The organism is Candidatus Enterovibrio escicola, from assembly GCF_002464935.1.
Lineage (GTDB): Bacteria > Pseudomonadota > Gammaproteobacteria > Enterobacterales > Vibrionaceae > Enterovibrio > Enterovibrio escicola.
Genome location: NZ_NBYY01000015.1, coordinates 25,107 through 47,945, shown reverse-complemented (window position 1 = coordinate 47,945; position 22,839 = coordinate 25,107). Strand labels below are relative to the sequence as shown.

The following is a 22,839-nucleotide window of genomic DNA, read 5'->3' as shown; positions in this document are numbered from 1 at the left end:
TATAGTGCTGTAAGCATTGTAGATTATAGCGTGTTGAATCTTAAGTATCCTCTGCTTTTTAGGTATTGTGGTAATATCGCACACGTTCCTTTTGTCCCATGGAGAAAACAATGAAACTGACCTTGCCTGACTACCAGCGAGCGGATGTACTGATTGTTGGTGACGTAATACTTGATCGTTACTGGTATGGTCTAACAGGACGTATTTCGCCGGAGGCGCCTGTGCCTGTAGTGAAAATCAATCAGACAGAAGAGCGTCCAGGTGGGGCAGCTAACGTGGCAATGAATGTTGCGGCGTTAGGCGGTAAAGCGAGATTGATTGGTCTAGTAGGTCAAGATGAACACGCTAATGTGTTAAATGATACTCTGAGTTCGTCTGAAGTTGAGTGTCATTTTGTTCGCGTAGAAAATTACACTACCATCACCAAACTTCGTGTGATGAGCCGTAATCAACAACTCATTCGCCTTGATTTTGAAGAAGATTTCCACAATGTAGATGTGGCACCTTTGCTTGAGCATATTGAGGCGTCATTGCCTCATACCAAAGTGATGGTTTTATCAGATTATGCTAAGGGTGCTTTGGAAAATGTTCAGTCAATGATCCAGTTAGCGCTTAAAGCTGGCGTACCAACGCTCGTAGATCCTAAAGGTACAGATTTTGCGTGCTATCGTAGTGCATCGTTGTTGACACCAAACATGAGCGAGTTTGAAACCGTTGTTGGTGTCTGTTTGAGCGAAGAAGATGTGGTAGAAAAAGGTCTTGCGTTGATCCGAAAGTTTAAGTTCGGGGCGATGTTGATTACCCGCAGTGAAAATGGTATGACCTTGTTGCGTGAAGGGTACGAACCGTTGAACCTACCAACATTGGCAAAAGAAGTTTATGATGTAACAGGCGCTGGAGATACCGTCATTTCGGTAATAGCTGCATCATTGGCGGCAGGAAAACAGATTGAAGATGCGTGTGCGCTAGCAAATGCTGCCGCTGGTGTAGTTGTAGGAAAACTGGGTACGTCAACTTTGTCTACTATTGAACTGACAGAAGCGGTTCATGGTAGTCATCAATCAGGTTTCGGCGTGGTGTGTGAAGCACAGTTGATTGCTGAGGTTCAGGTGGCTAAAGCTCGCCGTGAGATCGTTGTTATGACTAATGGATGCTTCGATATTTTGCATGCGGGTCACGTGGCATATCTGAATGAAGCAGCAAAATTGGGTGATTACCTGATTGTAGCTGTAAACACGGATGAGTCGGTTAAAATAGTTAAAGGGTCTAATCGTCCAGTTAACCCGACTGATCGTCGTATGGCAGTATTGGCGGGTTTGAGAGCTGTAGATTGGGTTGTCCCTTTTAACGAGGAAACTCCGCAACGTTTGATCAGCAAAGTGTTGCCAAATCTGCTGGTGAAAGGTGGTGATTACAAACCTGAAGATATTGCCGGTGGTGAAGAAGTTCGTGCTGCTGGTGGTGACGTGCATGTGCTGAACTTCGAAGAAGCTTGCTCAACCACAGAGATTATCAATTTGATTCTTAGGCGCTACACATAATATGTGTGAGATCAGACTGAATCTTATAGTTACCATTTTGAGTGGGTATTTGTCCGATTAAATTTAAGCTGAATGCCCTTCTATCAATTCTCTTTCCATCCATTATCATTGCAAATGATATGAGCCCTAAGCATATTTCTATTGAAAGGTTATCTATGTTATCAAGCAGTTGATAATACGGAGACCGTAGAGGGTAATAAACCCGTAGGTTGCTTAGGGCAATGCCAGTAAGACTTGCTTGACTATAAGTCAGATAAGAAAAAAGTGGAACCAAAACATCTTCCATGAACTTGAGTATTCGAGTGTAGCCTTTCAATCAGTGAAGTCATGTTGAGTATTATATCTTTTCATCAAAGACTAAAGCGATATCATGTTGGTAGAAGGTAATAAAAAGCAATATTAATGATAAAAAACCCTTGCCTAATATGACCGATAATCTCTGGAGATTACTCTATGTGAGATAAGGGGTATATATCTAACCTCAGATCTGCATCAGCGCTTGCTGATGCAGATCTGAGGTTGATTACCTTGTAAAGATGCAACACTACGGTCTACCTACACGCTTACTGGATATTACTAATAATCCATTGGTTGCGTTGTACTTTGCTAGTAACACTCATTCAGGAAGAGGAAGAGATAGCTCTAATGGTGAGGTCATTATATATGAAGTTAAAGATGAGGATATGAAGTTTCACGGTAGTGATAATATCCTTGCTATCCGTAACTTAGCAAAAATAGATTTTCAGTTTTCATACCCACGTATAGAAAATAATAAATGAAGTGATAAACAACAGGAGCAAGTTGGTAAGCTCTTACACTTTATTTACGCAGAGAAACCATATTTTAACAGTGCCATCGTACCAGAGTACTTAATATCCATTCAGTCTGTTAGAGCAAAACTAGATAACTAAAGAATTATTCGGCAAAGTGGCGCATTTTTAACTTTTGGTATGCATAAAATAAAAGCCCTTAACCAAGGATTTTTCTAGCTACGGGCTAGGTAGAACAACCACAATTTCTTGGTTTAATCTATTAAAACCATATTCTCAGAGAGAGCTCAACTTATTGATATTTAATGAACTAAATTATATATAGAAAATAGAGTTTTTCTTCGTAAATTCATCTGGGTCTTTAATAATCAACATTATAGAGATATCCTCGACGCTTCACTGTCGCACAGGCAACTTAGAAAAGTTAGACGAAAATAGTGTCTTTGTTCGTGTTAAATCGTACTAAATGTATTAGAGAAATGGACATGCTTAAGCTCCACCACATATAGTTTCTGGGAGGAAATTAATAGGTAAAAGGAACAAAAAGCACCTGCCATCCAACGAAGTAAACAAGTTATATAAAAAAGTAGATTTGAGTAGTGTACAGCACGAAGGTAAAGATGGAAAAACAACAACATTCTTCTACGAGATCGAAGATAGAGGCTATGTATTAAAGGGGAAATCCGATAAAAAGGACGAAATCATTCCAGCCCTTGAAGGGCTGGAGGTATCAAAAGCCACGTTGTTTCCAGAAATTAATGAAGTTGCTCAACACATTAAATCTTATACTGCCGAGTATCTAAAGGATTAGTCAATGTTAGACGCAGCACAAGAAAAAACATTTCAAAACGACATCCTTGACAAAATTCAGTCTCACGGTTGGTTGCTAGGTGAGTCGAATAAATTGAACAAACAATTGGTACTTTACCCTGAAGATGTAATTGCCTTTGCTAAGGCAACGTAACCTGAACAGTGGGATAAATTAGCGGAGCACTTCCCAGAGACAGAGTGTAACCCTAGGGTTACTGCTGATGCACTTCTCAAGTTATTAGAGAAAGAATTAAAAAGAGATGGCACGTTATGGGTATTACGCAATCAAATTAGAGATCGTGGTGCTAAGTTTGACCTATGCAGCTTTAACCCTGATCACGACTTAAACCTAACAACAGTACGTTATGAGAAAAACATTCTACGTGTTGTGCCTGAGCGGGTTTACTCGCTAAATGGTGATGACGGCCGTTTAGATTTAACCTTTTTTGTTAATGGTATTCCTGTCGCTACCTATGAGCTTAAATCTAAGTTTAAACAGTCGATTGATAATGCCAAAGTTCAGTATATGAAATACAGGCAGCCAAAAGATCCTAAAACGAAAAAGCCAGAGCCATTACTAACCTTTTAAGCGTGGTGCATTGGTTCACTTTGCCGTGAGTCAATACAATGTTGCAATGACCACTTCTTTAGATGGTAAAAAGACGTTCATTCTTGCCGTTTGACTAAGGCACAGAGGAAGGTGGTAAGGGCAACGGTATTCCAAGCGATGACAGCTATGTAACGTCATACCTTTGGAATGAGATTTTCCAAAAAGACAACCTACTTCTGATCTTAAGTCGCTACATTCATCTTGAGGTAAAGGATGTTGAACGGTTAGATGGTTCTATTAAGCTAAAAGAAACGATGATATTTCCTCGTTATCACCAATGGGCAGTCGTTTTTAAATTACTCAATACGGTCGATAGTGAAGGCACAGGGCATAAATATCTTATCCAGCACAGTGCTTGTTCTGGTACATAAAACTCGATTGCTTGGTTATCTCACCAGCTTGCTTCAAAGAATTACTACACCGACCATCCAGAACTAAATACAACCTCTGGTGATAAGATATTTGATTTTGTAATCGTCATTATTGACAGAACGGTACTAAATAGTCAGCCATAAGATACTATTTACCAGTTTGATCATAACGAAGGAATGATTGCTCGTGTTAACCGTGAAGAGGCACAAGGCTCTAAATCCAGCCAATTAGCTGGAGGGTTAAAAGCAAGCACCTCTATCATTATCGTGACCATTCAAATATTCCCACATATTTTAAAAGCTATCCGTAAAGACTCCACTCTTTCAGGTCGAAGTTTTGCGGTTATTGCTGATGAAGCCCATTCAAGCCAAACAGGAACAACCGCACGTAAATTACGTGAAGTGCTAATGGCAGAGCAGTTAGACGGGAATGAAAAGCTAGATAGTGAAGATACACTTCGTTTGTTGCTAGAAGCTCGTAAATGCTCAAACAATATTAGTTATTTTGCGTTTACCGAAACAACGAAAGCGGAAAACACTAGAATTATTTAGTCGAAGATCTGAGGCTGATGAGCCAGCAAGCGACACCAATAAACCCTTGCCGTTCCACGTTTACTTAATGCGCCAAGTGATTGAAGAAGGGTTTATTCTGGATGTATTATAAAATTACATCAGTTATTGAGTCGCTTACCAATTAGCATACGACAACCCAGCCTCAGATCACGAAGTTGACAGTAAAAAAGCCGCTTCAAAAATGGCGGAATTGGTTCGTTTATACCAATATAATATTGCTCAAAAAGTAGAAATCATTGTCTGAACACTTCAACGCAAAAGTGAAATACTTATTCGCCGATAAAGTAAAGGCAAGGGTCGTTACCCGTAGCCGTTTAGAAGCGGTTCGCTACAAACTAGCCTTTGAAAAATACGTTCAGGACAAAGGTTATAATAACGTCCATGCGATGATGGCATTTTCTGGCGAAGTGAATAATCCAGATTTCCCTGATCAATCATTCACTGTAAACAATATGAACCTTAATCTTCGTGGTCGTGATATGCGTAAAGCCTTTGATACTTTTGATACTGTGGATTATCAGGTGATGTGAGTTGCTAACAAGTTCTAGACAGGATTTAACCAGCCTAAACTGAACTTGTAAAGGCAAATACAAGATCTTTGTACTCGATTTTGTGAATGATCCAGAAGAGATTTTGGTAGAGTTTAAGGTTTACTTCCACACCGCTGAACTGGCTGGTGTATCAGATCCAAACATCATTTATGATCTAATGAAAAAGCTAGGTAAGGTTGGGATTTACCAATGATTTTAAGTAAAAGGGTTTGTAAATGCCTATAACAGTAAACAAGCAAACCAAGACAAACTTTTAAACATAGTGAAAGCCCCACTTCCTTTGTGTGTTATTTCATCTATATAAATAACAACAGATTGTTTTACATGGTGATGATGCGCCTGATGTAACGGTGTTAACATATTACTGACTCGTCCTTGGGCTTCATCTGGCAAATTGGCTCGGACGGTATGGTTATAGTACTGGCACCTACCCTAGAATAACTAATATTTAGTAATATTTAACGATGACTTGGGTAACTCAAATACTTGATGACGATGGGTAGATTTCGTATTCGGAACAACATTTCCACCGCATTGGTTGTATCAGGTATCTAGCTGACAACACACGATGGAATCGGTTTTTTTTGGTCGCTTACTGGTCTTTTGAGTCCCTCATAGCGAGGCTAAGTGCCCATCTGATTTCAGATGAAATGGTGTTGATCTTTTTGCTCTCGTCCCTTGCTGCTGGGTAGTTTGACGACGGAGAGCGTGATGAGTTCCGTACACTAGCAGACAACCTATCTTCGTACTCATGAAGCTTGTTCCATAGTTCACGGATGAGTGCGTTGGCTTGCTCTGAGCTAACTTGTTTCACCGTTGTGGTTCCCTTTTCAAAATACTTATTTTTCATGAAGCTAGTTTGGCAAGCTGAGAAGCTTACTCAATATGAAATTGTCGATCGGGAGATGATTATCACTTATTGCTTTTCAATGGGGGACTGGTGAACAGTTATGAGTTAGAAAGTAGCTTAATGCCAGTAAAAATATTGATTCTGTGTTGCTTACGCTAAATCTAAAAAGTGCATGATAACATAATAGGCGTTTATGTCAAAGACAAGTTTTCCCACTAATCAATATATTGGAATCCTGACTTAGGTCGGAACATGAATGTTCTTTGATTACTTATCCCTGATAATTCGAATGAAATTAGTGTGTGTTTCAATTGACGTATTCGTGGGCATTAGACAAATTGTCTGTTTTTTTCGTTATGTATTTAATAAATTGAGTGGTTCGTTAATATGACTTGCAACTCCGTTGTTTACTACCTCAGGTACGATGTGTCATCACAGAATTTATAACTCTGAGAAAATTATTTTCTATACTGAAACCAACTTACTAAAAACACGTCCTCGATAGGTGAGACTCAATAAACCTTCGCTATTATTGTGCCTAAAGTATAGAAACTAACGCTACCAGTATCTATCCTGTCGCTTTGCTCTAGCTATCACGTGATACGGCATTTTTTCTTCAAGTACTTCTCGTAAAAAGGCAACTTTTTGGTGAGTTGTTGTATCAGGTGTAATGGTATGATAAAGCCAACGATATGCATCTTCATAATCAAGCGGGCTACCATAATCTGCTACCAGTAGTTCCGCTAATTGCAATATTGCCCGCGTATTACCTAATGACGCCGCTTCGCGCAGGTATGGTATGGCTCGTTCTTTGTCTTGTTGTACCAACGTGCCTTGCGAATAATAACGTCCAAGTTGTTCGAGTGCCACAGGAAGACCTTGCTGTGCAGCAAGCTGCATGTAAAAGATACCTTGTTCTACATCACGACCCACGCAAACGCCCCAAGCTAACATATCTCCATAAAGGAATTGGTATGCTGGCAATTCAACACGAATAGCACGCGCTTCAATATCTTGTAGCAATTGACATTCATCTTTTTTTACTTTCTGTAAGTGAGTATTGCTTTCGAACAAGTGGAGTAATTGAGATTCTGAATACACAGGTAATGCAGAGCCAATGTATGCTTTGGTAGCTGAACTAGTTAACATGATAAATATAAACAGCGATTGCAGTTTCATGTATTCCCACTTAAAGAAAGTGTTGTGACTCTAATACGAATTAGCTTGCCTACTTTGCATCGGCAACTTGTTGCTTAACTTGATCTTCACTGTGAACATTTTTTCGTTCTCCTATTCAATATAGGAACTAAAAGGAAAAAAGCCTCAATCATTGATTTTTCAGCTTGATGCTGATGAAGATGAGAAAGGATGATCTTTAATGATGGTTTCGTTGCGATCAGGGCCAGTTGAAATGATATCAATTGGTACACCAATCAATTCCTCGATACGTTTGATGTAGTCTAACGCTGCTTGTGGCAATTCCTCGAGGGATTTCATACCGAAGGTATTTTCCTTCCAACTTGGAATGGTTTCGTAGATTGGTATGATGTTTTTGTATGAGTCAGCAGCCATTGGAGAGACGTTTAATACCGTACCATCAAGCAGTTGATAACCAGTACAGATCTTGACTTCTTTCAAACCGTCCATGACATCTATTTTAGTCAGGCATAAACCTGAGATAGAGTTGATTTGAACAGCACGCCGCATTGCAACTGCGTCAAACCAACCACAACGCCGCTTACGACCCGTCGTTGCACCAAACTCATAACCATTCATGCAGAGGTACTCACCGATGTTGTCATGAAGCTCAGTTGGGAATGGGCCTGCACCCACGCGTGTACAGTATGCTTTCGCAATACCTAGGATGTAACCGATGTGACGAGGACCAAAACCAGAGCCTACAGCAACCCCACCCGCAGTAGTGTTAGAAGAAGTTACATATGGATAAGTACCGTGGTCGATGTCTAGTAGCGTACCTTGTGCACCTTCGAACATGATCTTGTCACCACGCTTACGCGCATTATCAAGTTCTTGAGTGACGTCTATAACCATACTGGTCAGTACATCGGCTTGCTCTAAGATCTGTGTTAGTGTTTCCTCGTAGCTTACTGATTCAACTTGATAATAATGTTCTAGTTGGAAGTTGTGGTAGGTCATCACATCTTTAAGTTTCTCAGAAAATGTCTCTTTGTCAAATAAATCTCCAACACGAAGTCCGCGCCGCGCTACTTTGTCTTCATACGCAGGTCCGATACCACGACCTGTGGTTCCAATAGCTTTCGTACCACGTGCAGCCTCACGAGCAATATCTAGTGCTATGTGATAGGGAAGAATTAACGGACAAGCTTCTGATAGGAACAAACGTCCACGAACTGGGAAGCCACGCTCTTCTAGTATATTAATTTCTTTCATCAGTGCGCAGGGGGAGATTACAACACCATTACCAATGGTACACTTAACATTGTTGCGCAAAATTCCAGAAGGAATCAAATGAAGAACGGTTTTTTCACCATCGATTACGAGAGTGTGACCTGCATTGTGACCACCTTGGTAGCGAACCACGTAATCAGCGTTTTCAGTTAGAAAATCTACGATTTTTCCCTTACCTTCGTCACCCCATTGGGTGCCGATAACGACTACATTATTACTCATTTTGTCCAGTCAATTGATGATTGAGGGAGAATTCTAGCACCTTCATTTATACGATGCAGTCATTTTCTAATTGTTACTAAGAAGCTGATTGCCAGATTGATATAAGATATTTCTATTTTATTTACTTCAATGGACACATTAAACAGATAAATACCTCCACTCTAAACGACGCTACATCTGATAATAAGTTTCTGCCCCTCACCCTGTTTTACTATTTTGGAGGGATGAACATCACGCAAAAAGAAACGGTCATTTATCCAATAAGTTGAATAGTTCATCAGTATGAGTTGCAATCACGTTCTCCCTCAGTCAGGTGAGATGTACAACCTAGGAGAGAGTCAACCAGATTGAAGTATACTCTCCGTATCCTCTTTTGATGTAGAGATGTGCGTACCCATAAACAGTTAAATAATAAAAATCGGTTTTATAATTAAACACCGATTGACTGAGGGTGATTCCTTTAGCCAGATTGCTAAAACACTTGGCTATACTCACTCAACTATCAGCTGGGAATAACGCAGTATATTCCAGACAATTTTACGGCGTGTACTGTCATCAACTTGTATCAACACAGGCCAAAGAAACCAGTTTCAACACCACGAACGTGTCAATCTTTAGCATATTTCCGGAGAAAAACAAGACATTCATTCATGAATGTTTCAGCATATACACGCCACCAGAAACTGGCTTTCAAGCACGATATGGTGCTCAGTGAAAGTAGTCTGTACTGGCGTTATTTCGCTATAAACAGTCGGGCAATCCTAAACTCACTCTTCGTAGTTACAATACTCAAGTTGGTGAAGTGCTGGCAAGTGTGAAAGTAATGAACAAAGTTATAATACTCGGTATGCCTGTTCGCCAGCAGACAAAGCAGACAAATTAAGACTGTAAAAAAGATTGGGATAAGTACGTTATAATCCTTATTTAATTAATAATGCCGATTTCAGCGGGACAATCATTAACGTAAAAAACGAATTGAGAAAGCCTTCTAATCCACGGATGGGGAGCTTGAAAATACCTTTTACCATCAGTTCCGTTTTAATAATGGTATCGGAAAATATGAATACACGGCCACGATGCCCGTGATGCTTTGAACAATATCATACCTTAATAGCATTATACCTTAATAGCAGTGGTGTCTATCGAAAAAGTGATTGAATCACGGTTTACTAATGCTTGATTATATTGTCTCCAGTTGCTGATCTTGTGCTTTCCCTTTCCCTTTCCCTTCATCCTCTCCCGCTTAACGCTCTGATAATTTGGTTTTATAAATTGAGATTAGTTCAAATATCTGGGAAATGACGCCTCTCTAGGTGTGTAATACATGAGGAGTAAAGTAATATGAAGATTTATCTGTATTCTGTTATCATCCATCAAGTGGAACTTGCGCATTTGATAATGTAACCAAACAGTTGGGGGAACGTAATATGGCCAGTCGTGGTGTAAACAAAGTGATGTTGATTGGTAACTTGGGCAATGACCCTGATGTTCGCTATCTTCCAAATGGAGGTGCAGTTGCAAATCTGACTATTGCGACCTCTGAAACGTGGCGTGACAAGGGCACTGGCGAGAATAAAGAAATGACAGAGTGGCATCGCGTGGTGATGTATCGTCGTTTGGCTGAAATCGCAGGAGAATATCTGAAGAAAGGATCAAAAGTGTATCTGGAAGGCCGTTTGCAAACACGTAAGTGGCAGGCTCAGGATGGTCAAGACCGCTATACTACTGAGATAATTGTTAATGAAATGCATATGCTAGACAGTCGTTCTAGTGGTATGGGGCAAAGTAAGCCAACGCAACAAAACCAAAATGAGCAGCAAAGTAACTGGAGTAAACTTCAACAGCCTTTATCTCAACAACAGACTGCACAGGAACAAGCTCCACCTCAGCAGTCTCAACCTCAGCAGCAGTACAATGAACTTCCTGACTTTGATGACGATATCCCATTTTGAGTATTACCCGAAATTATAGACATGGTGTTGTAATGTTGGAATATAGATTCCAACATATTTAATATATTGAGAAAACCGTCATCCAGTGATGGTTGGAGTTTTTGTAATTCTTTAGGGTGATTATAGAAAAAACTTAAAAATGAAGGTGTCAGGGAGCTTTACTTATGTCATGATTAAGGCATAGCATTTGTAGGTGTAGTGAGTTCTATCAAAAATGGATAACATCGAGCATGGGGTTAGCAAGTTGGCTCTCATTTAGGGTCTCTGTACTCCCATTCCGTCGTTAAATCCACGTGAAATGGACTGACGATTCCTATGAAACTTTTCTCAGAACTGCCCGCACTGATGATCTCTGAAATCAAGTATTTCTAGGTCGTTGGGGTGTTTTTATTTGGATATAGTAAGGAAAATGATTTGACACTAAGAATCGTTTTCAGATTGAGTTGTTCTAAGTGTATACGGTGGATTAAATTTTTCCTCGCAATGCTTTGCGTATGAAGCTTTCCAACAATATGTTATTTTATCACCGCCTGACAAGCGAGTGTTGTATATTTAAGCTATAAACTTTAGCAACGATAGGTTAGTATCTGCCATAGGCGATACTATGCTCTATAACTGTTTTTGTGTGCTGGTAAAACGACATTTAACGTCAACAGTAGCTATGATGATTATCATGTAAGAACAGGTACATTTCCAAAGAAAAATACATTGAATACATGACCTTGAAGCGTATCGAATAGCAAAAACTGTGACGAAGGTATGATCCGTGTTGGTTTTTTAGAAATTCTGAAAGAAGAAATAACCTTCATTAATATATGTTAGCCAGATAAATCATTATGCGTCAGGTGCAGTTTGCCACAGACTTATCTGGGTTCATCTGAAAAATCTTGTTTGCGATCTTTTATCTATTTTACGTTGCTTCAGAGCGTCCTATGCCATAAATAGTCGATAACTAGGTTCTATAGACGCTTAAAGTACTTCATCAAATGGGATGAAGTTAGACTTTTAAAGGAGATAAAAGTCTCGGCCAGTAAAAATGGCAACGCAACTTGTCTGTCGCAATGGGAAACGTCACTGTATGACGGAGAAATCATTGACTATTTAGTAGTCGAGGAGAGTGCTTCTACTCGACTTGACGATTACTTTGATTGAGCGAGAGAATAACAGCTCGCCCCCATGAAAAAATATATATTGATCTACTACCCGTATCTATCTAAGGTCATCAGTTGTCATTATACAGAATAAAGATTACTATAAGTAACACTGGTAGTATGCCAAATTATTGATAGTCATAACACTTATCAACTCAGTTAAGAATCAAAAATAAGACATAGCTTCCATTCTGCTGCACAGTGTGGAAAAGCCATTCAGTATACAATCACCCTATACACCTTGATAAAGTTAAACACACTCTGTGAATATTCTCATTCGACCTTTGCTAATAGTGAAGAAGTAAGGTTTAATATATCCAAAATCTTAGATTTATAATTCCATATACATGTAAAAACATAAAGTTATATAATTTTATTAATTTTAACGGATATTGCACTGTGATTGTAATCCAATCCCTCTTCAGGGGGAAATCTCATTATTGAATATATTCATCAACGACTTTACCCACAAGAATTACAATGTGGATAACTCTGTTGAGAAAGTATACTGAGATAGTGTTAAAATACAAAACTCCCGCGAAAGTCGAGTGGATACTCCAAAATAAAGTGTTCTAGATTTTTTACATAACTTATGTTTCACCTCATGACTGATAACGAATTTATTAGTCAACGATTCAATAGCTTGATTATAATTTAAAGGTAATTTTCACGTTTAATGCATGTATCGAGTGCTTTGTCGTGCATTCCTGTTTATTTCTGGTAATGTGTTCAAGGGATCTTCCGTCTAGGAAACGGATTTGTTCTTGGTTACAAATACTTTTAGTACACATGATACCTGTAGTAGTCGACAACTGGGTTGCAAGTCATACTAACGAACCATTCAACTTATTGAATAGATGCTCTGATCTTTTGGTATCTAATGGTTGTCGAATTGAATTGTTCCAAACGTGTACGTTAGGTCAAATTCTCCCTCTAAATTTGTTGCGTATAAAGCTTGTTAACAAAGTGTTTATTCTCGGGAATAGAGATCGTACACATTTAATTAATAACACCCCTCCAAGTATACAAAAGTAAGCACTGGTTATTCTTGTTACCCACGAAAGACAATTGCTCATCTACTTTGCAAATAAGCACTATTTCCTGTGTATCAAGATGGAATCTTGACACACAGAGGGATGTAAGTTTTTTAAAACTCGGATCATGGCATGAAGGCTTACATAGCGCACTCTAGAGGAGTTGTTTCTATCCGAATTTTTTTATAGAAAGTTCAATAATTCACTCTTTGATCCCTACTTGACAATCTGTGTGTGTATATATCACCTTAGAAGGTTTGTGAGCATGACTGAATACGGGAGCTATAATGGTAACAATGCAAAAGTAAGTATTTCACATAACACAACCCTTTGAATGCATCCCAGATTTTCTGTATACTGCATCCAACTTATATAATATATTTAGCGAAGTATTGGTGCTGCCCGAGAATAAATTGTAAGAAATTTGGAACGACCCTTGAGATTTTAGTTCGTGACTTTAACCTTAGTCAACCTCAGATCTGCATAAGCGCTTGTTTATCAAGCTGAGACATTTTGATGTTCGGCTTCTTTAGTTGAAATGAATACGCGATGAGTCCTGCCAGCAAGTTGACCATAAAACTGATATAACGACGGTGTCGAGAATGCTCAATTTGGGATATGTTTTTTAGTTGGTTAAAAACAGTTTTAATAATAAATAGTTTCCGGAGCATCAGGCGGTTCTAAAGTTTCATCACTTTTGATTTCCTGTTTTTTTAGACCCGTTATCGGTGTCACTCTCTTGTCTATAAGTTCCCACTCCAATGGGCCAGAGATCTAACCTTTATCTCCGTATAAATACCCCCAAAGCTCGTCAGCCATTTCCGACACAATCTTTCTATCATCTAGGTTAGACGTCGTCACTTTGACTGAGATAATGCCACTTTGGTCATTGATAATAAGGTGTGATTAAAAGCCGTGGAACCAGCCCAACGTTCCTTTTCTTCGCTTCACGGTACCTTTAAAGAACTAATGTCTGAGAATGCGTAGGTTGTGATAAACCTGTAGCTTAGATAAATCAACAAAGGCAATTCCTATCGGCCTTGCCTGACGATGAGTGAGGTAAGAGCAAAGCGGAACTAGAACACCTTGTGTGAGCTTGAGTATTTGCGTGTAGCTGATTAATTCAGGAAATTCGTTGGTGAGGTAACGGCAAACAAAGGGGATATAATAGGTTTGGAAGTCTCGATACCCCGATTGATGGAAAGCTATCACTATCGTCATCACTTCGCTAACGTAGAGGTGAGAAAGCTTGTTTCTTTGTTTGATACCGAAAGAAATTAGGTATTTTTCCCATTCATGGAGGAAAGTTTGGTAGAAGTCGTCGACATCGATGAAAACAGCGTTTAAGTTATTTATGCCCAAGTCATTATGCAGCAATAGTTTTTTTAAACGGTCAGATCGTGACTTTGGCATTTAGCTCATTTCTTAAGCTTGTGTTGCATTGACTTTTTATGTTTGTCCTTAATAAGGACTTAAATCTCCTCATATTAAAAAATATTTTTAGTGGCATCGACTACTTTCAGAATTATATTCTGAAGATTGTGTTGCGATAAAATCGCAGTTCCTCGATTGATTCGCGAATGTCATTTAACGCAAGATGGGTAGCTTGTTTATGGAATCCTTTTAGGATGTCTGGTTGCCAACGACATACTAATTCTTTAATAGTACTAACATCAATAGTGCGATAATGGAAGAAACTCTCTAATTCAGGCATTTGCAAATACAAAAAACGACGATCTTGCCCTACGCTATTACCACAAATAGGTGATATACCAGCGGGCACCCACTGTTGTAAGAATAGAAGGGTTTCTTTGACGGCTTGTTGTTCAGAGATAGTACTAGCTTTCACTCTGTCCACCAATCCATTCCGTGTGTGCGTGTTGCTACACCATTCGTCCATCTTTATCAACTCGTCGTCTCTCTGAAAAATAGCAAAAACGGGTCCTTCTGCTATTACATTAAGTTCACCATCAGTAACGATCGTAGCGATCTCAATGATTTTATTGACTTGAGGATTAAGTCCTGTCATTTCTAGATCAATCCAGATTAAATTCTTATCGCTGAAAGACATCCAATTTACCTATTATACAAATAAACCATGTATCATACTTACCCTGACAGGAAAACCAACTAAACTAGTGACATTCTCGTGGCAAAAAAGAAGAAACTCTCAAGAAGCCAATTATACAGCATACGGATAAATAAAAAAAAAGGTATCGACCGTCAGCAAAAGGATATCCAGTGGGAGGCATCCCTGTTGCCGACTCCCCATGAGGGAGTCGTCATTACCCGCTTTGGGCAACATGCCGATATTGAAGATATTCAAACTGGCTTGATTTACACTTGCAAAATTCATCGTTCAATCAAAAGTCTAGTGACCGGTGATGTTGTAGTTTGGCGCCCAAGTACAAAAACACTGCAAGGTATCGTCGGCGTGGTTGAAGCCGTTTACGAGCGACGCTCAGTACTTAGCCGTCCTAATTATTACAACGGTGTAAAACCAGTCGCGGCTAACATCGATCAAGTAGTGATTGTTTCTGCGATATTACCAAAATTGTCTACTAGTATTATAGACCGTTACTTAATTGCAACAGAACAGGTTGATTTTAAACTGCTTATCGTAGTCAATAAGGTTGACTTGCTAGACGTGAGAAGCCTTAAGTTAGTAACGAATACCCTCTCAATCTATAGAGATATCGGCTACGATGTGCTAATGGTTAGTCAAAGATCTGGTGAAGGTATAATCGAGTTAGAACAACGTCTGTCAGAGGTCACCAGCATTTTCGTTGGGCAATCAGGTGTAGGTAAGTCTAGCTTGGTCAATACACTGCTACCTGACGTACATATAGCAACGAGTGAAGTTTCGGAAAACTCAGGGCTTGGTCAACATACGACCACTACGATAAGACTGTATCACTTCCCTAATGGTGGTGATTTGATTGATAGCCCAGGTGTGCGTGAATTTGGCCTATGGCACTTAGAACCAGACCAAGTGACTCAGGGATTTATCGAGTTTCATGATTACATTGGTGGTTGCAAGTTCCGAGACTGTAAACATGGCAGTGATCTAGGTTGTATTATCCGTGCTGCCGTCGAAAAAGGGAAAATTAGCAAGACTCGCTATTTGAGCTATCACAAAATCATCGAAAGCATATCTGAAATGAAGGCAAATCGACAATTTTCAAGAAACAAAGTGAACTGATCCATACTCCATAACGTCCCTCTGGATAGAGGCGCGTTAACTTTTAAACTATACAGATGTTTTAAAGATGGCCTTCAAGGTTTTCTAAAACAATCTACTATTTAGGGAAATCATCGTGTTTAAGAATCTAAAAATTGGACTGCAATATTGTATGCCGAAACACTTTCTTACGCGCTTTATCGGGAAATTCGCTTCTGCGAAAGCCGGCTTTCTGACCACCGCAATGATCAAGTGGTTTGTACACCACTACAAGGTCGAAATGAGTGAGGCAAATAATCCAGACCCTGCGAGCTACCTAACATTTAATGATTTCTTTGTTCGTGAACTCAAAGAAGGTGCTCGTCCTCTGAATACTCAAGTTGATATTATAAGTTACCCCGCTGATGCTTGTATCAGTCAAGCAGGTTCTATTGAGAGAGGCTGTTTGATCCAAGCTAAAGGCTGTACCTTTGATGTTTGTGAATTACTCGGGGGTGACTCTTCTCTGACGGAAGAGTTCACTGATGGTGATTTTATCACGATGTACCTATCACCTAGTGATTATCACCGAGTACACATGCCATGTGATGGCACACTTCGTCAGATGATTTATATACCAGGTGATCTCTTTTCTGTTAATCCACTGACAACTGAAAATATACCTAACTTATTCGCTCGCAATGAACGTGTAGTCTGTATTTTTAATACCTCATTCGGTTCCCTAGCCCAAGTTCTGGTGGGTGCTACTATCGTTGGTAGCATAGAAACTACGTGGGCAGGTACCATTACGCCACCTACAGGTCAAAGTATTCATCGATGGAATTATCCTCTGACAGGTAAACACGCAATTATATTGAATAAAGGTGAAGAAATGGGTCGTTTTAAATTAGGTTCAACTGTGATCAACTTATTTCCGAAAGGCGCAGTACAATTTAATGATAACATTGTACTAGGCAACTCAACTCGCCTAGGTGAAGAGTATGCACGTCAATGTATGACTGTATCTGGATAAGAGACAGATCAATGTAAAATGTACCCACACAAAAGTGAATCCTAAATCTAGCAGGGAAAGGGTATTATTGCCTCTTTTTGAGAGTAAACAGATTTAAATCTAGACGTTATTTAACCTGAGCTACGCATAAGAAATGAACTAAATGCCCAAGTCGAGATCTGATCGTTTAAAAAAACTATTGATTGCATAAGGACTTGGGCATGAATAATTCAGACATCGTTTTCGTCAATATCGATGACTTCTACCAAACTTTCCTCCATGAATGGGAAAAACACCTAATTTCTTCCGGTGTCAAACAAGGAAAGAAGCCTTTTCGCCTCTACGTTAGCGAAGTGATGACGATAGTGATAACTTTCCATCAATCGGGGTATCGAGACTTACAAACCTATTACATCCACTTTGTTTGCCGTTACCTCACCAACGAATTTCCTGAATTAATCAGCTACACGCGAATGCTCAATCTCACACAAGGTGTTCTGGTTCGCTTTGCTCTTACCTCACACATCGTCAGGCAAGGCCGATAGGAATTGCTTTTGTTGATTCATCTAAGCTACAGATTTATCACAACCTACGCATTCTCAGACATTAGTTCTTTAAAGGTACCGTGAAGCGAAGAAAAGGAACGTTGGGCTGGTTCCACGGCTTTTAATCACACCTTATTATCAATGACCAAAGTGGCATTATCTCAGTCAAAGAGACGACGTCTAACGTGGATGATAGGAAGACTGTGCCGGAAATGGCTAGCGAACTTTGGGATCGCCTGATGCTCCGGAAACGATTTATTATTGAAACCGTTTTTGACTAACTAAAAAACATATCCCAAATCAAGTATTCTCGGCACCGTAGTTATATTAGTTTTATAGGCAACTTGCTGGCAGGGTTCATCGCGTATTCATTTCAACTAAAGAAGCCGAATATCAAGATAACTCGGCTTGATAAGCAAGCGTTTATGCAGATCTGAGGTTACTTATATCGTTTCCAGCGGCTAATCTTGTGCTTGGCTTTTCCCGTTCCCGTTCCATTGCTCATCATCACCTCCCACTTAACTCCATGATGATCTGATCGTAGGAATTGCGATTAGTTTATATAGTTGGGAAACCACACCAATTGTATGTGAAGTTATATCACATTGATATAAGGGTAATACTTACATTCCATGAATGTACCGATTACTTTATCGTGCATCTCCTTAGACTTTTAGTATCCAATCGTTTTTCGGTTGAGTTGTTTAAAGCGTGTACGGCGGGTCAAGTGTTCTCTATCAATGCGTTTTTTATAGAGCTTGCCGACAATGTGTTTACTTATCGGGAAGTATATTTTACACATTGAAACTGTCTGTGCATCAAAATGTAACATTGAATATGGATAATCGATTGAAAAGTAAATTGAGTTTCTTTCTTCTACGACAACCGAATGCGTGAGGAATTATTCTCTTCAATCGAGGCTCACAAGCCTACGAGAGCCAGCGCTAATCATTTTATTACCAACGGAAGAGCCTGAATTCAAGTCTGAAGTGCGATATTTTTTTAAGGAAACTGATAATGCCATCTCTTTAAAAAACGGCAGGTTGCGTAAACTCTAAATATTCCTTAGGATGATGATTGTTCCTTGATTGAGCTTAGTTAATTTCTTCATCCGTGATCCTTTTAAAGTTTATCCCTTTCTTTACGTATTGTCTCAAAGATCTATTTTCATTCATCCCTTGTCACCATGAAGGGTAACAAGGGCAAAGTAAATTTCAACATCCAAAGTTTTTGCTGTTTTTTCATGAGGAGTAAACTCCTGACCATTATCTGTCGTAATCGTAAGGATATGATTTTTGCATGGTATCAGTAAATCAATTATCGCTGCGGTGACATTAACTGCCGATTTAGATGTTGTTCTTAAATTAAATAAAAAGTTTTGTATTCTAATATCGTGATGATAACACTAGTATCATTATTGCTTAAAATTGTATAAAAATTCTAATTAACAAATTGTTGTCGACATATCTATAAGATATGTTTACTCATCAATTTATGACCGAAAGATTTTTGAGCTATTGGTATTTTATTTTCGTGGCTACCTGTTTATAATTCATTGCAGTACTGCCTGTCTTCTTGGAGAAAATAGCGTACGACTTTCGGTAGTTGGCTTCTCCTTCTACGTTAGATCATAAGTGTCGGAAGTTATTACCTAAATTCAGGGGAAACGATAGCGTTGGTCTCCACAACGGACAAGACTATGCTTGTTGAGCGTTCTTGTGTTCTGGAAAAAACGACATGTACTATCAACGATAGCTATAATGATTACCATGCAGAAATAGATTTCTTGCACGAAAAATAATCTATTAAATGCATGACGGTTCGTTAGTTGTTTGATAGTGTACCTGATATACTTCAAAAACTTGTAAATATTTGATTTTAAAGGTCATCAGTGCGTTCAGTTCGAGAAAAACACGCATGGTAATGAGTATCTCATTTCACGAAAAGTCAACAACGGAATGTGCACATCAATACAAATACACCCAAGTGAGGTATATTTACTGATGCTCTGCTCGGTATTATTCCATTCTAAATGGATCTCATTACACCTATAAATAGATGCTTTGTTCGTGATATCGGTTAAGATCATTGAAACCTGCATCTTTAAGTTCTTTGGGTATATCCAAGGTTATTAATTAACCTGATCTGCGCATAATAAATCAATTAAATACCAAAATTACAATTCTAATCGTGTAAGTCAAAGAATTAAGTTAAAAAAGGATTTTAACATGAATAAGTTAGACGTTGTTTTATCGGTATTGACTATTTTTGTCAGGTTCCCCTTTCTTTTTTGGAAAAATACCTGATTTAGGTATTAAAAGAAGAAATAAATCTTCTCGCCTTTCAATCAGTGAAGTCATGTCGATTATTATATCTTTTCATCAAAGACCAACGCGGTATCATGTTGGTAAAGGTAACAATAGCCAATATTAATGACAGCAAATCCGTGTCTAATATGACCGATGATCTCTAGAGATCACCCTATGTGAGATAATAGGTATATATCTAGTTTCCTTAAAGATACTCACGAAAAAAGGGATTAGTTTCATCGCAAATACACGGAAGAATATGAAATCAAAGGTAATTAAGTTTTGGGATCGTCTGATGTTTAGAAAACAATTGATCATCAAGACCGTCTTTAATCAACTAAAAAATATATCCTAATTATAGAGAATTCTCGGCATCTAAGTGGGGGAAGATTTATAATCAGCCTGATTACTGTATTCATTGCTTATACGTTCCAATAAAAAAGCCTAGTTTTAAAATTACTCCGCTTGAAAAAGCCGTGCTTATACCAGAACTGAGGTTAATTACGTTGTACTGAATCTGCAGTCGCAATACCGTAGTCGCTATGGCCATTGAGTACTGTGTACCTCTCGGTAAAGTGGTCAAATTATTATGGGAGGTGTCATGGCGATCCAGCTGAATAGCTTTTCTCTTTATCTATCATTAATCATAGATACAAAACTGATATGGTGGTGTTTCAAAGTTAGGGTTCACATGTCATGATGGCATTTACATGACTGTAATTAGTATGGGTAATGCAGGGATGAGATGTACAAACTGGCGTAATTATCAGTGTCTTATTTCCGTTACGGGGAAAGAATGTAGAATTAACAGCGATCTGCGAGAAAATGGACTCCCAGACAACAAATAGGTGGTTCATATGACGGATATTTTTAACACGGAGCTTTTTGATGAGCTATCAACTTTATCCTTTGGTGCTGCTATTGCACTTGCGTGTACAGTACAAACCACTATTTACCTACACGGCGATCTTGGCATAGGGAAAACCACTTTTGCTCGTGGGTTTATTCAATCCCTCGGTTATAAAGGTAGAGTAAAAAGTCCGACATATACCTTGGTTGAACCTTATCAGTTATCAGCCTGGCAGGTATATCATTTTGACCTGTATCGTCTTACCGATCCTGAAGAACTTGAATTCATGGGTATACGTGACTACTTTACACAAAATGCATTGTGTCTCGTCGAATGGTCGAACAGGGGTGTAGGTTTTTTGCCTGAGCCTGATTTGGATATCATATTGAAAGATAACGGTAAACGGCGTAGGCTGAAGGTTAAAATAAATACTCTTTCTGGCAGAACTTTGGTTGATAAGCTAGTGTGGAATTAACGGGATGCAGTGGCTAGGAGTGCCTATAGGGCTACTGTGTTGGCTAGGAATGATTGTTTCTACATCGGCAAATATACTTGAAAATATACGGGTTTGGCCATCTCCTGAAGAGACTCGGGTAGTAATAGATATGGCAGACATGCCAAACTTCACCTATTTTATGCTGACGAAACCTCATCGCCTTGTTGTTGATTTGTATGGTACCTCACTGAATACTAAACTGCCTATAGGTATACAAAACAGTAAGGTTTTAAACCTTATTCGTAAGAGTAACCCCTCGAAAGAAGAATCTTGTAGACTGGTATTTGAGCTAAAAGACAGCAGTTATCCACGTATTTTTATTCTCAATCCTAGTGGTGAATATGGTCATAGACTTGTTGTTAATTTACCGCATAAACTGCAAAAAACGGTGGCTGTGCAAAAGAAAGTGGACGTTACAGAAACGAAAGGAGCATTACCATTTGGCACTGAAGATATTGTTATTGCTATTGACCCGGGTCACGGCGGAAATGATCCGGGAGCGGTGGGGCTAGGTCGGAAATATGAGAAGCATGTGACATTATCAATCTCTCGTAGGTTAGCGGCCAAAATCAATGCCATTATTGGTATGAAAGCAGTCTTGACTCGCCACGGTGATTATTTTGTGGATCTGAATAAACGTTCAGAGATCGCTCGAAATCAGGGTGCTCATTTGCTGGTGTCAGTGCATGCAGATGGATTTGATAAACCCCAACCGAGAGGGGCATCTGTGTGGGTGCTTTCTGTCAGTCGCGCTAACAGTGAAATAGGACGTTGGATTGAAAGACACGAAGAGCAATCCAATTTATTGGGAGGAGGTGCACTACTCAATGATAATGAAGATAAATATCTAAGTCGTGCAGTGCTTGATTTACAGTTTAGTAATTCACAAAAAGAGGGCTATGAGGTTGCTCTTCGCGTACTTAAAGAAATTGGCAGAGTGACAAATCTCCACAAAACCAGCCCAGGACATGCTAGTCTAGCTGTGTTGAAATCTCCAGATATTCCGTCATTGCTGGTGGAAGCCGGCTTCATCACCAACCCACAAGAAGAAATCTTGTTGTTGAACTCTAGTCATCAGCAAAAAATCGCGAATGCCGTATTTAAAGGTATTTTGGCGTATTTTAATGAATTTCCACCCGATGGTACCTTGATGTCTGCGCTGAAAAATGGTATTAGGCACAAAGTGACGCTTGGTCAGTCACTGTCTGTGATTGCAAAAAAATATGGTAGTTCCGTTTCTGGCATCAAGGCGACTAATGGTCTAAAGTCTAATATCCTTAAAATTGGTCAGGTACTGACGGTGCCAGATATGAATGCTAAGGAATTTGTGCCTGCATCAACCATCGCTGTGAGGGAATCAACATCGTCAATTGATCCCATTACCACTTGGACGTACATGCATACTGTGGCGCGTGGTGAGTATTTGGGTAAAATTGCAACGAACTATGGTGTGACCGTCAGCGGAATTCGCAGCATAAATAAACTTAAAAAGGATATATTATGGGTTGGTCAGAAACTCAAAATTGTGTGTAAAAAACCTAAAGACACGAGCATCAAGGTTGAAAATGGTGAATACCTAAGTAAAATTACCAGCAATTAAGG

The 22,839-nt window shown here is 39.2% G+C and carries 19 protein-coding genes and 5 pseudogenes; 17 read left to right on the top strand and 7 right to left on the bottom strand.

Going from position 1 to position 22,839, the window contains the following annotated elements:
- Nucleotides 1-110: 110 nt before the first annotated feature.
- The 8 genes and pseudogenes from hldE to BTN49_RS19100 all read left to right on the top strand — a co-directional run bounded on the left by hldE (nucleotide 111) and on the right by BTN49_RS19100 (nucleotide 5,419).
- Nucleotides 111-1,541, top strand: a complete 1,431-nt coding sequence (hldE, locus tag BTN49_RS06415) for a bifunctional D-glycero-beta-D-manno-heptose-7-phosphate kinase/D-glycero-beta-D-manno-heptose 1-phosphate adenylyltransferase HldE (RefSeq protein ID WP_097356496.1) — start codon at nucleotides 111-113, stop codon at nucleotides 1,539-1,541.
- Between the two features lie 524 nt (nucleotides 1,542-2,065).
- A pseudogene (locus tag BTN49_RS17735) lies at nucleotides 2,066-2,320 on the top strand (FRG domain-containing protein); the annotation flags it as partial.
- Nucleotides 2,321-2,903: 583 nt separating this feature from the next.
- Complete coding sequence (locus tag BTN49_RS06405; RefSeq protein ID WP_097356495.1) at nucleotides 2,904-3,122, top strand: hypothetical protein; 219 nt, start codon at nucleotides 2,904-2,906, stop codon at nucleotides 3,120-3,122.
- A gap of 3 nt (nucleotides 3,123-3,125) precedes the next feature.
- Nucleotides 3,126-3,275: a hypothetical protein gene (locus BTN49_RS17730; RefSeq protein ID WP_223823773.1), complete on the top strand. Its 150-nt coding sequence runs from the start codon at nucleotides 3,126-3,128 to the stop codon at nucleotides 3,273-3,275.
- Nucleotides 3,276-3,509: 234 nt separating this feature from the next.
- Nucleotides 3,510-3,710, top strand: coding sequence for a type I restriction endonuclease (locus tag BTN49_RS17725; RefSeq protein WP_241896459.1), 201 nt, complete (start codon nucleotides 3,510-3,512; stop codon nucleotides 3,708-3,710).
- 569 nt (nucleotides 3,711-4,279) lie between these two features.
- Nucleotides 4,280-4,654 (top strand): hypothetical protein, encoded by a 375-nt coding sequence (locus tag BTN49_RS17720; RefSeq protein ID WP_223823774.1) that lies wholly within the window; start codon nucleotides 4,280-4,282, stop codon nucleotides 4,652-4,654.
- Between the two features lie 257 nt (nucleotides 4,655-4,911).
- Entirely contained in the window at nucleotides 4,912-5,205 is a 294-nt protein-coding gene (locus tag BTN49_RS17715) for a hypothetical protein (protein ID WP_097356494.1), read from the top strand.
- A gap of 82 nt (nucleotides 5,206-5,287) precedes the next feature.
- Nucleotides 5,288-5,419, top strand: a complete 132-nt coding sequence (locus tag BTN49_RS19100; protein ID WP_263363561.1) for a hypothetical protein — start codon at nucleotides 5,288-5,290, stop codon at nucleotides 5,417-5,419.
- A 399-nt stretch (nucleotides 5,420-5,818) separates the two neighbouring features.
- Here BTN49_RS19100 and BTN49_RS20690 read toward each other — a convergent pair whose 3' ends face one another.
- The 3 genes from BTN49_RS20690 to BTN49_RS06385 all read right to left on the bottom strand — a co-directional run bounded on the left by BTN49_RS20690 (nucleotide 5,819) and on the right by BTN49_RS06385 (nucleotide 8,728).
- Nucleotides 5,819-6,076, bottom strand: coding sequence for a DUF6444 domain-containing protein (locus BTN49_RS20690; RefSeq protein ID WP_150140541.1), 258 nt, complete (start codon nucleotides 6,074-6,076; stop codon nucleotides 5,819-5,821).
- A gap of 558 nt (nucleotides 6,077-6,634) precedes the next feature.
- Nucleotides 6,635-7,255, bottom strand: coding sequence for a flagellar protein MotX (gene motX, locus BTN49_RS06390; RefSeq protein WP_097356493.1), 621 nt, complete (start codon nucleotides 7,253-7,255; stop codon nucleotides 6,635-6,637).
- A gap of 159 nt (nucleotides 7,256-7,414) precedes the next feature.
- Nucleotides 7,415-8,728: an adenylosuccinate synthase gene (locus tag BTN49_RS06385; protein WP_097356492.1), complete on the bottom strand. Its 1,314-nt coding sequence runs from the start codon at nucleotides 8,726-8,728 to the stop codon at nucleotides 7,415-7,417.
- A 441-nt stretch (nucleotides 8,729-9,169) separates the two neighbouring features.
- On the opposite strand from BTN49_RS06385, the gene BTN49_RS20685 reads away from it, so the two are divergent.
- Nucleotides 9,170-9,244 carry a helix-turn-helix domain-containing protein gene (locus BTN49_RS20685; protein ID WP_223823777.1) on the top strand — a complete coding sequence of 25 codons (75 nt, stop codon included), beginning with the start codon at nucleotides 9,170-9,172 and terminating at the stop codon, nucleotides 9,242-9,244.
- A 205-nt stretch (nucleotides 9,245-9,449) separates the two neighbouring features.
- A pseudogene (locus BTN49_RS15550) lies at nucleotides 9,450-9,611 on the top strand (IS5/IS1182 family transposase); the annotation flags it as partial.
- Between the two features lie 55 nt (nucleotides 9,612-9,666).
- Here the strand turns inward: BTN49_RS15550 and BTN49_RS17710 are convergent.
- Nucleotides 9,667-9,961: pseudogene (locus BTN49_RS17710) on the bottom strand (transposase); the annotation flags it as partial.
- A 194-nt stretch (nucleotides 9,962-10,155) separates the two neighbouring features.
- Between BTN49_RS17710 and ssb the strand changes: the two are divergent.
- Complete coding sequence (ssb, locus tag BTN49_RS06375) at nucleotides 10,156-10,680, top strand: single-stranded DNA-binding protein (RefSeq protein ID WP_097356490.1); 525 nt, start codon at nucleotides 10,156-10,158, stop codon at nucleotides 10,678-10,680.
- Between the two features lie 2,658 nt (nucleotides 10,681-13,338).
- Here the strand turns inward: ssb and BTN49_RS22160 are convergent.
- Nucleotides 13,339-14,221 (bottom strand): annotated as a pseudogene (locus BTN49_RS22160) (IS982 family transposase).
- A 169-nt stretch (nucleotides 14,222-14,390) separates the two neighbouring features.
- Nucleotides 14,391-14,936, bottom strand: coding sequence for an oligoribonuclease (gene orn, locus BTN49_RS06365; RefSeq protein WP_097356489.1), 546 nt, complete (start codon nucleotides 14,934-14,936; stop codon nucleotides 14,391-14,393).
- Nucleotides 14,937-15,014: 78 nt separating this feature from the next.
- Between orn and rsgA the strand changes: the two genes are divergently transcribed.
- The 3 genes and pseudogenes from rsgA (at nucleotide 15,015) to BTN49_RS22155 (ending at nucleotide 18,019) form a co-directional block, all read left to right on the top strand.
- Nucleotides 15,015-16,067: a small ribosomal subunit biogenesis GTPase RsgA gene (rsgA, locus tag BTN49_RS06360; protein WP_097356488.1), complete on the top strand. Its 1,053-nt coding sequence runs from the start codon at nucleotides 15,015-15,017 to the stop codon at nucleotides 16,065-16,067.
- A 115-nt stretch (nucleotides 16,068-16,182) separates the two neighbouring features.
- Nucleotides 16,183-17,058 (top strand): archaetidylserine decarboxylase, encoded by an 876-nt coding sequence (asd, locus tag BTN49_RS06355; protein WP_097356487.1) that lies wholly within the window; start codon nucleotides 16,183-16,185, stop codon nucleotides 17,056-17,058.
- Nucleotides 17,059-17,258: 200 nt separating this feature from the next.
- Nucleotides 17,259-18,019 (top strand): annotated as a pseudogene (locus BTN49_RS22155) (transposase).
- Nucleotides 18,020-18,255: 236 nt separating this feature from the next.
- Here the strand turns inward: BTN49_RS22155 and BTN49_RS20675 are convergent.
- On the bottom strand, nucleotides 18,256-18,414 hold the full coding sequence (locus BTN49_RS20675) for an IS1 family transposase (protein ID WP_097356486.1): 159 nt from the start codon (nucleotides 18,412-18,414) through the stop codon (nucleotides 18,256-18,258).
- 1,643 nt (nucleotides 18,415-20,057) lie between these two features.
- On the opposite strand from BTN49_RS20675, the gene BTN49_RS20670 reads away from it, so the two are divergent.
- The 3 genes from BTN49_RS20670 (at nucleotide 20,058) to BTN49_RS06330 (ending at nucleotide 22,837) form a co-directional block, all read left to right on the top strand.
- Nucleotides 20,058-20,246, top strand: a complete 189-nt coding sequence (locus tag BTN49_RS20670; protein WP_097356485.1) for a transposase — start codon at nucleotides 20,058-20,060, stop codon at nucleotides 20,244-20,246.
- Between the two features lie 502 nt (nucleotides 20,247-20,748).
- A complete protein-coding gene (gene tsaE, locus BTN49_RS06335; RefSeq protein ID WP_097356484.1) occupies nucleotides 20,749-21,216 on the top strand; it encodes a tRNA (adenosine(37)-N6)-threonylcarbamoyltransferase complex ATPase subunit type 1 TsaE in 468 nt (155 codons plus the stop codon).
- Between the two features lie 4 nt (nucleotides 21,217-21,220).
- A complete protein-coding gene (locus BTN49_RS06330; protein ID WP_394336652.1) occupies nucleotides 21,221-22,837 on the top strand; it encodes an N-acetylmuramoyl-L-alanine amidase in 1,617 nt (538 codons plus the stop codon).
- Nucleotides 22,838-22,839 lie beyond the last annotated feature (2 nt).

What these genes read in the sequence shown, in the direction of transcription:
- BTN49_RS17730 (WP_223823773.1), top strand. Translation starts at nt 3,126, where the DNA reads ATGTTAGACGCAGCACAAGAAAAAACATTTCAAAACGACATCCTTGAC.
- tsaE (WP_097356484.1), top strand. Translation starts at nt 20,749, where the DNA reads ATGACGGATATTTTTAACACGGAGCTTTTTGATGAGCTATCAACTTTA.
- BTN49_RS20675 (WP_097356486.1), bottom strand. Translation starts at nt 18,414, where the DNA reads ATGTTACATTTTGATGCACAGACAGTTTCAATGTGTAAAATATACTTC.
- BTN49_RS17720 (WP_223823774.1), top strand. Translation starts at nt 4,280, where the DNA reads ATGATTGCTCGTGTTAACCGTGAAGAGGCACAAGGCTCTAAATCCAGC.
- hldE (WP_097356496.1), top strand. Translation starts at nt 111, where the DNA reads ATGAAACTGACCTTGCCTGACTACCAGCGAGCGGATGTACTGATTGTT.
- BTN49_RS20690 (WP_150140541.1), bottom strand. Translation starts at nt 6,076, where the DNA reads ATGAAAAATAAGTATTTTGAAAAGGGAACCACAACGGTGAAACAAGTT.
- ssb (WP_097356490.1), top strand. Translation starts at nt 10,156, where the DNA reads ATGGCCAGTCGTGGTGTAAACAAAGTGATGTTGATTGGTAACTTGGGC.
- orn (WP_097356489.1), bottom strand. Translation starts at nt 14,936, where the DNA reads ATGTCTTTCAGCGATAAGAATTTAATCTGGATTGATCTAGAAATGACA.
- motX (WP_097356493.1), bottom strand. Translation starts at nt 7,255, where the DNA reads ATGAAACTGCAATCGCTGTTTATATTTATCATGTTAACTAGTTCAGCT.
- BTN49_RS06330 (WP_394336652.1), top strand. Translation starts at nt 21,221, where the DNA reads ATGCAGTGGCTAGGAGTGCCTATAGGGCTACTGTGTTGGCTAGGAATG.
- BTN49_RS06385 (WP_097356492.1), bottom strand. Translation starts at nt 8,728, where the DNA reads ATGAGTAATAATGTAGTCGTTATCGGCACCCAATGGGGTGACGAAGGT.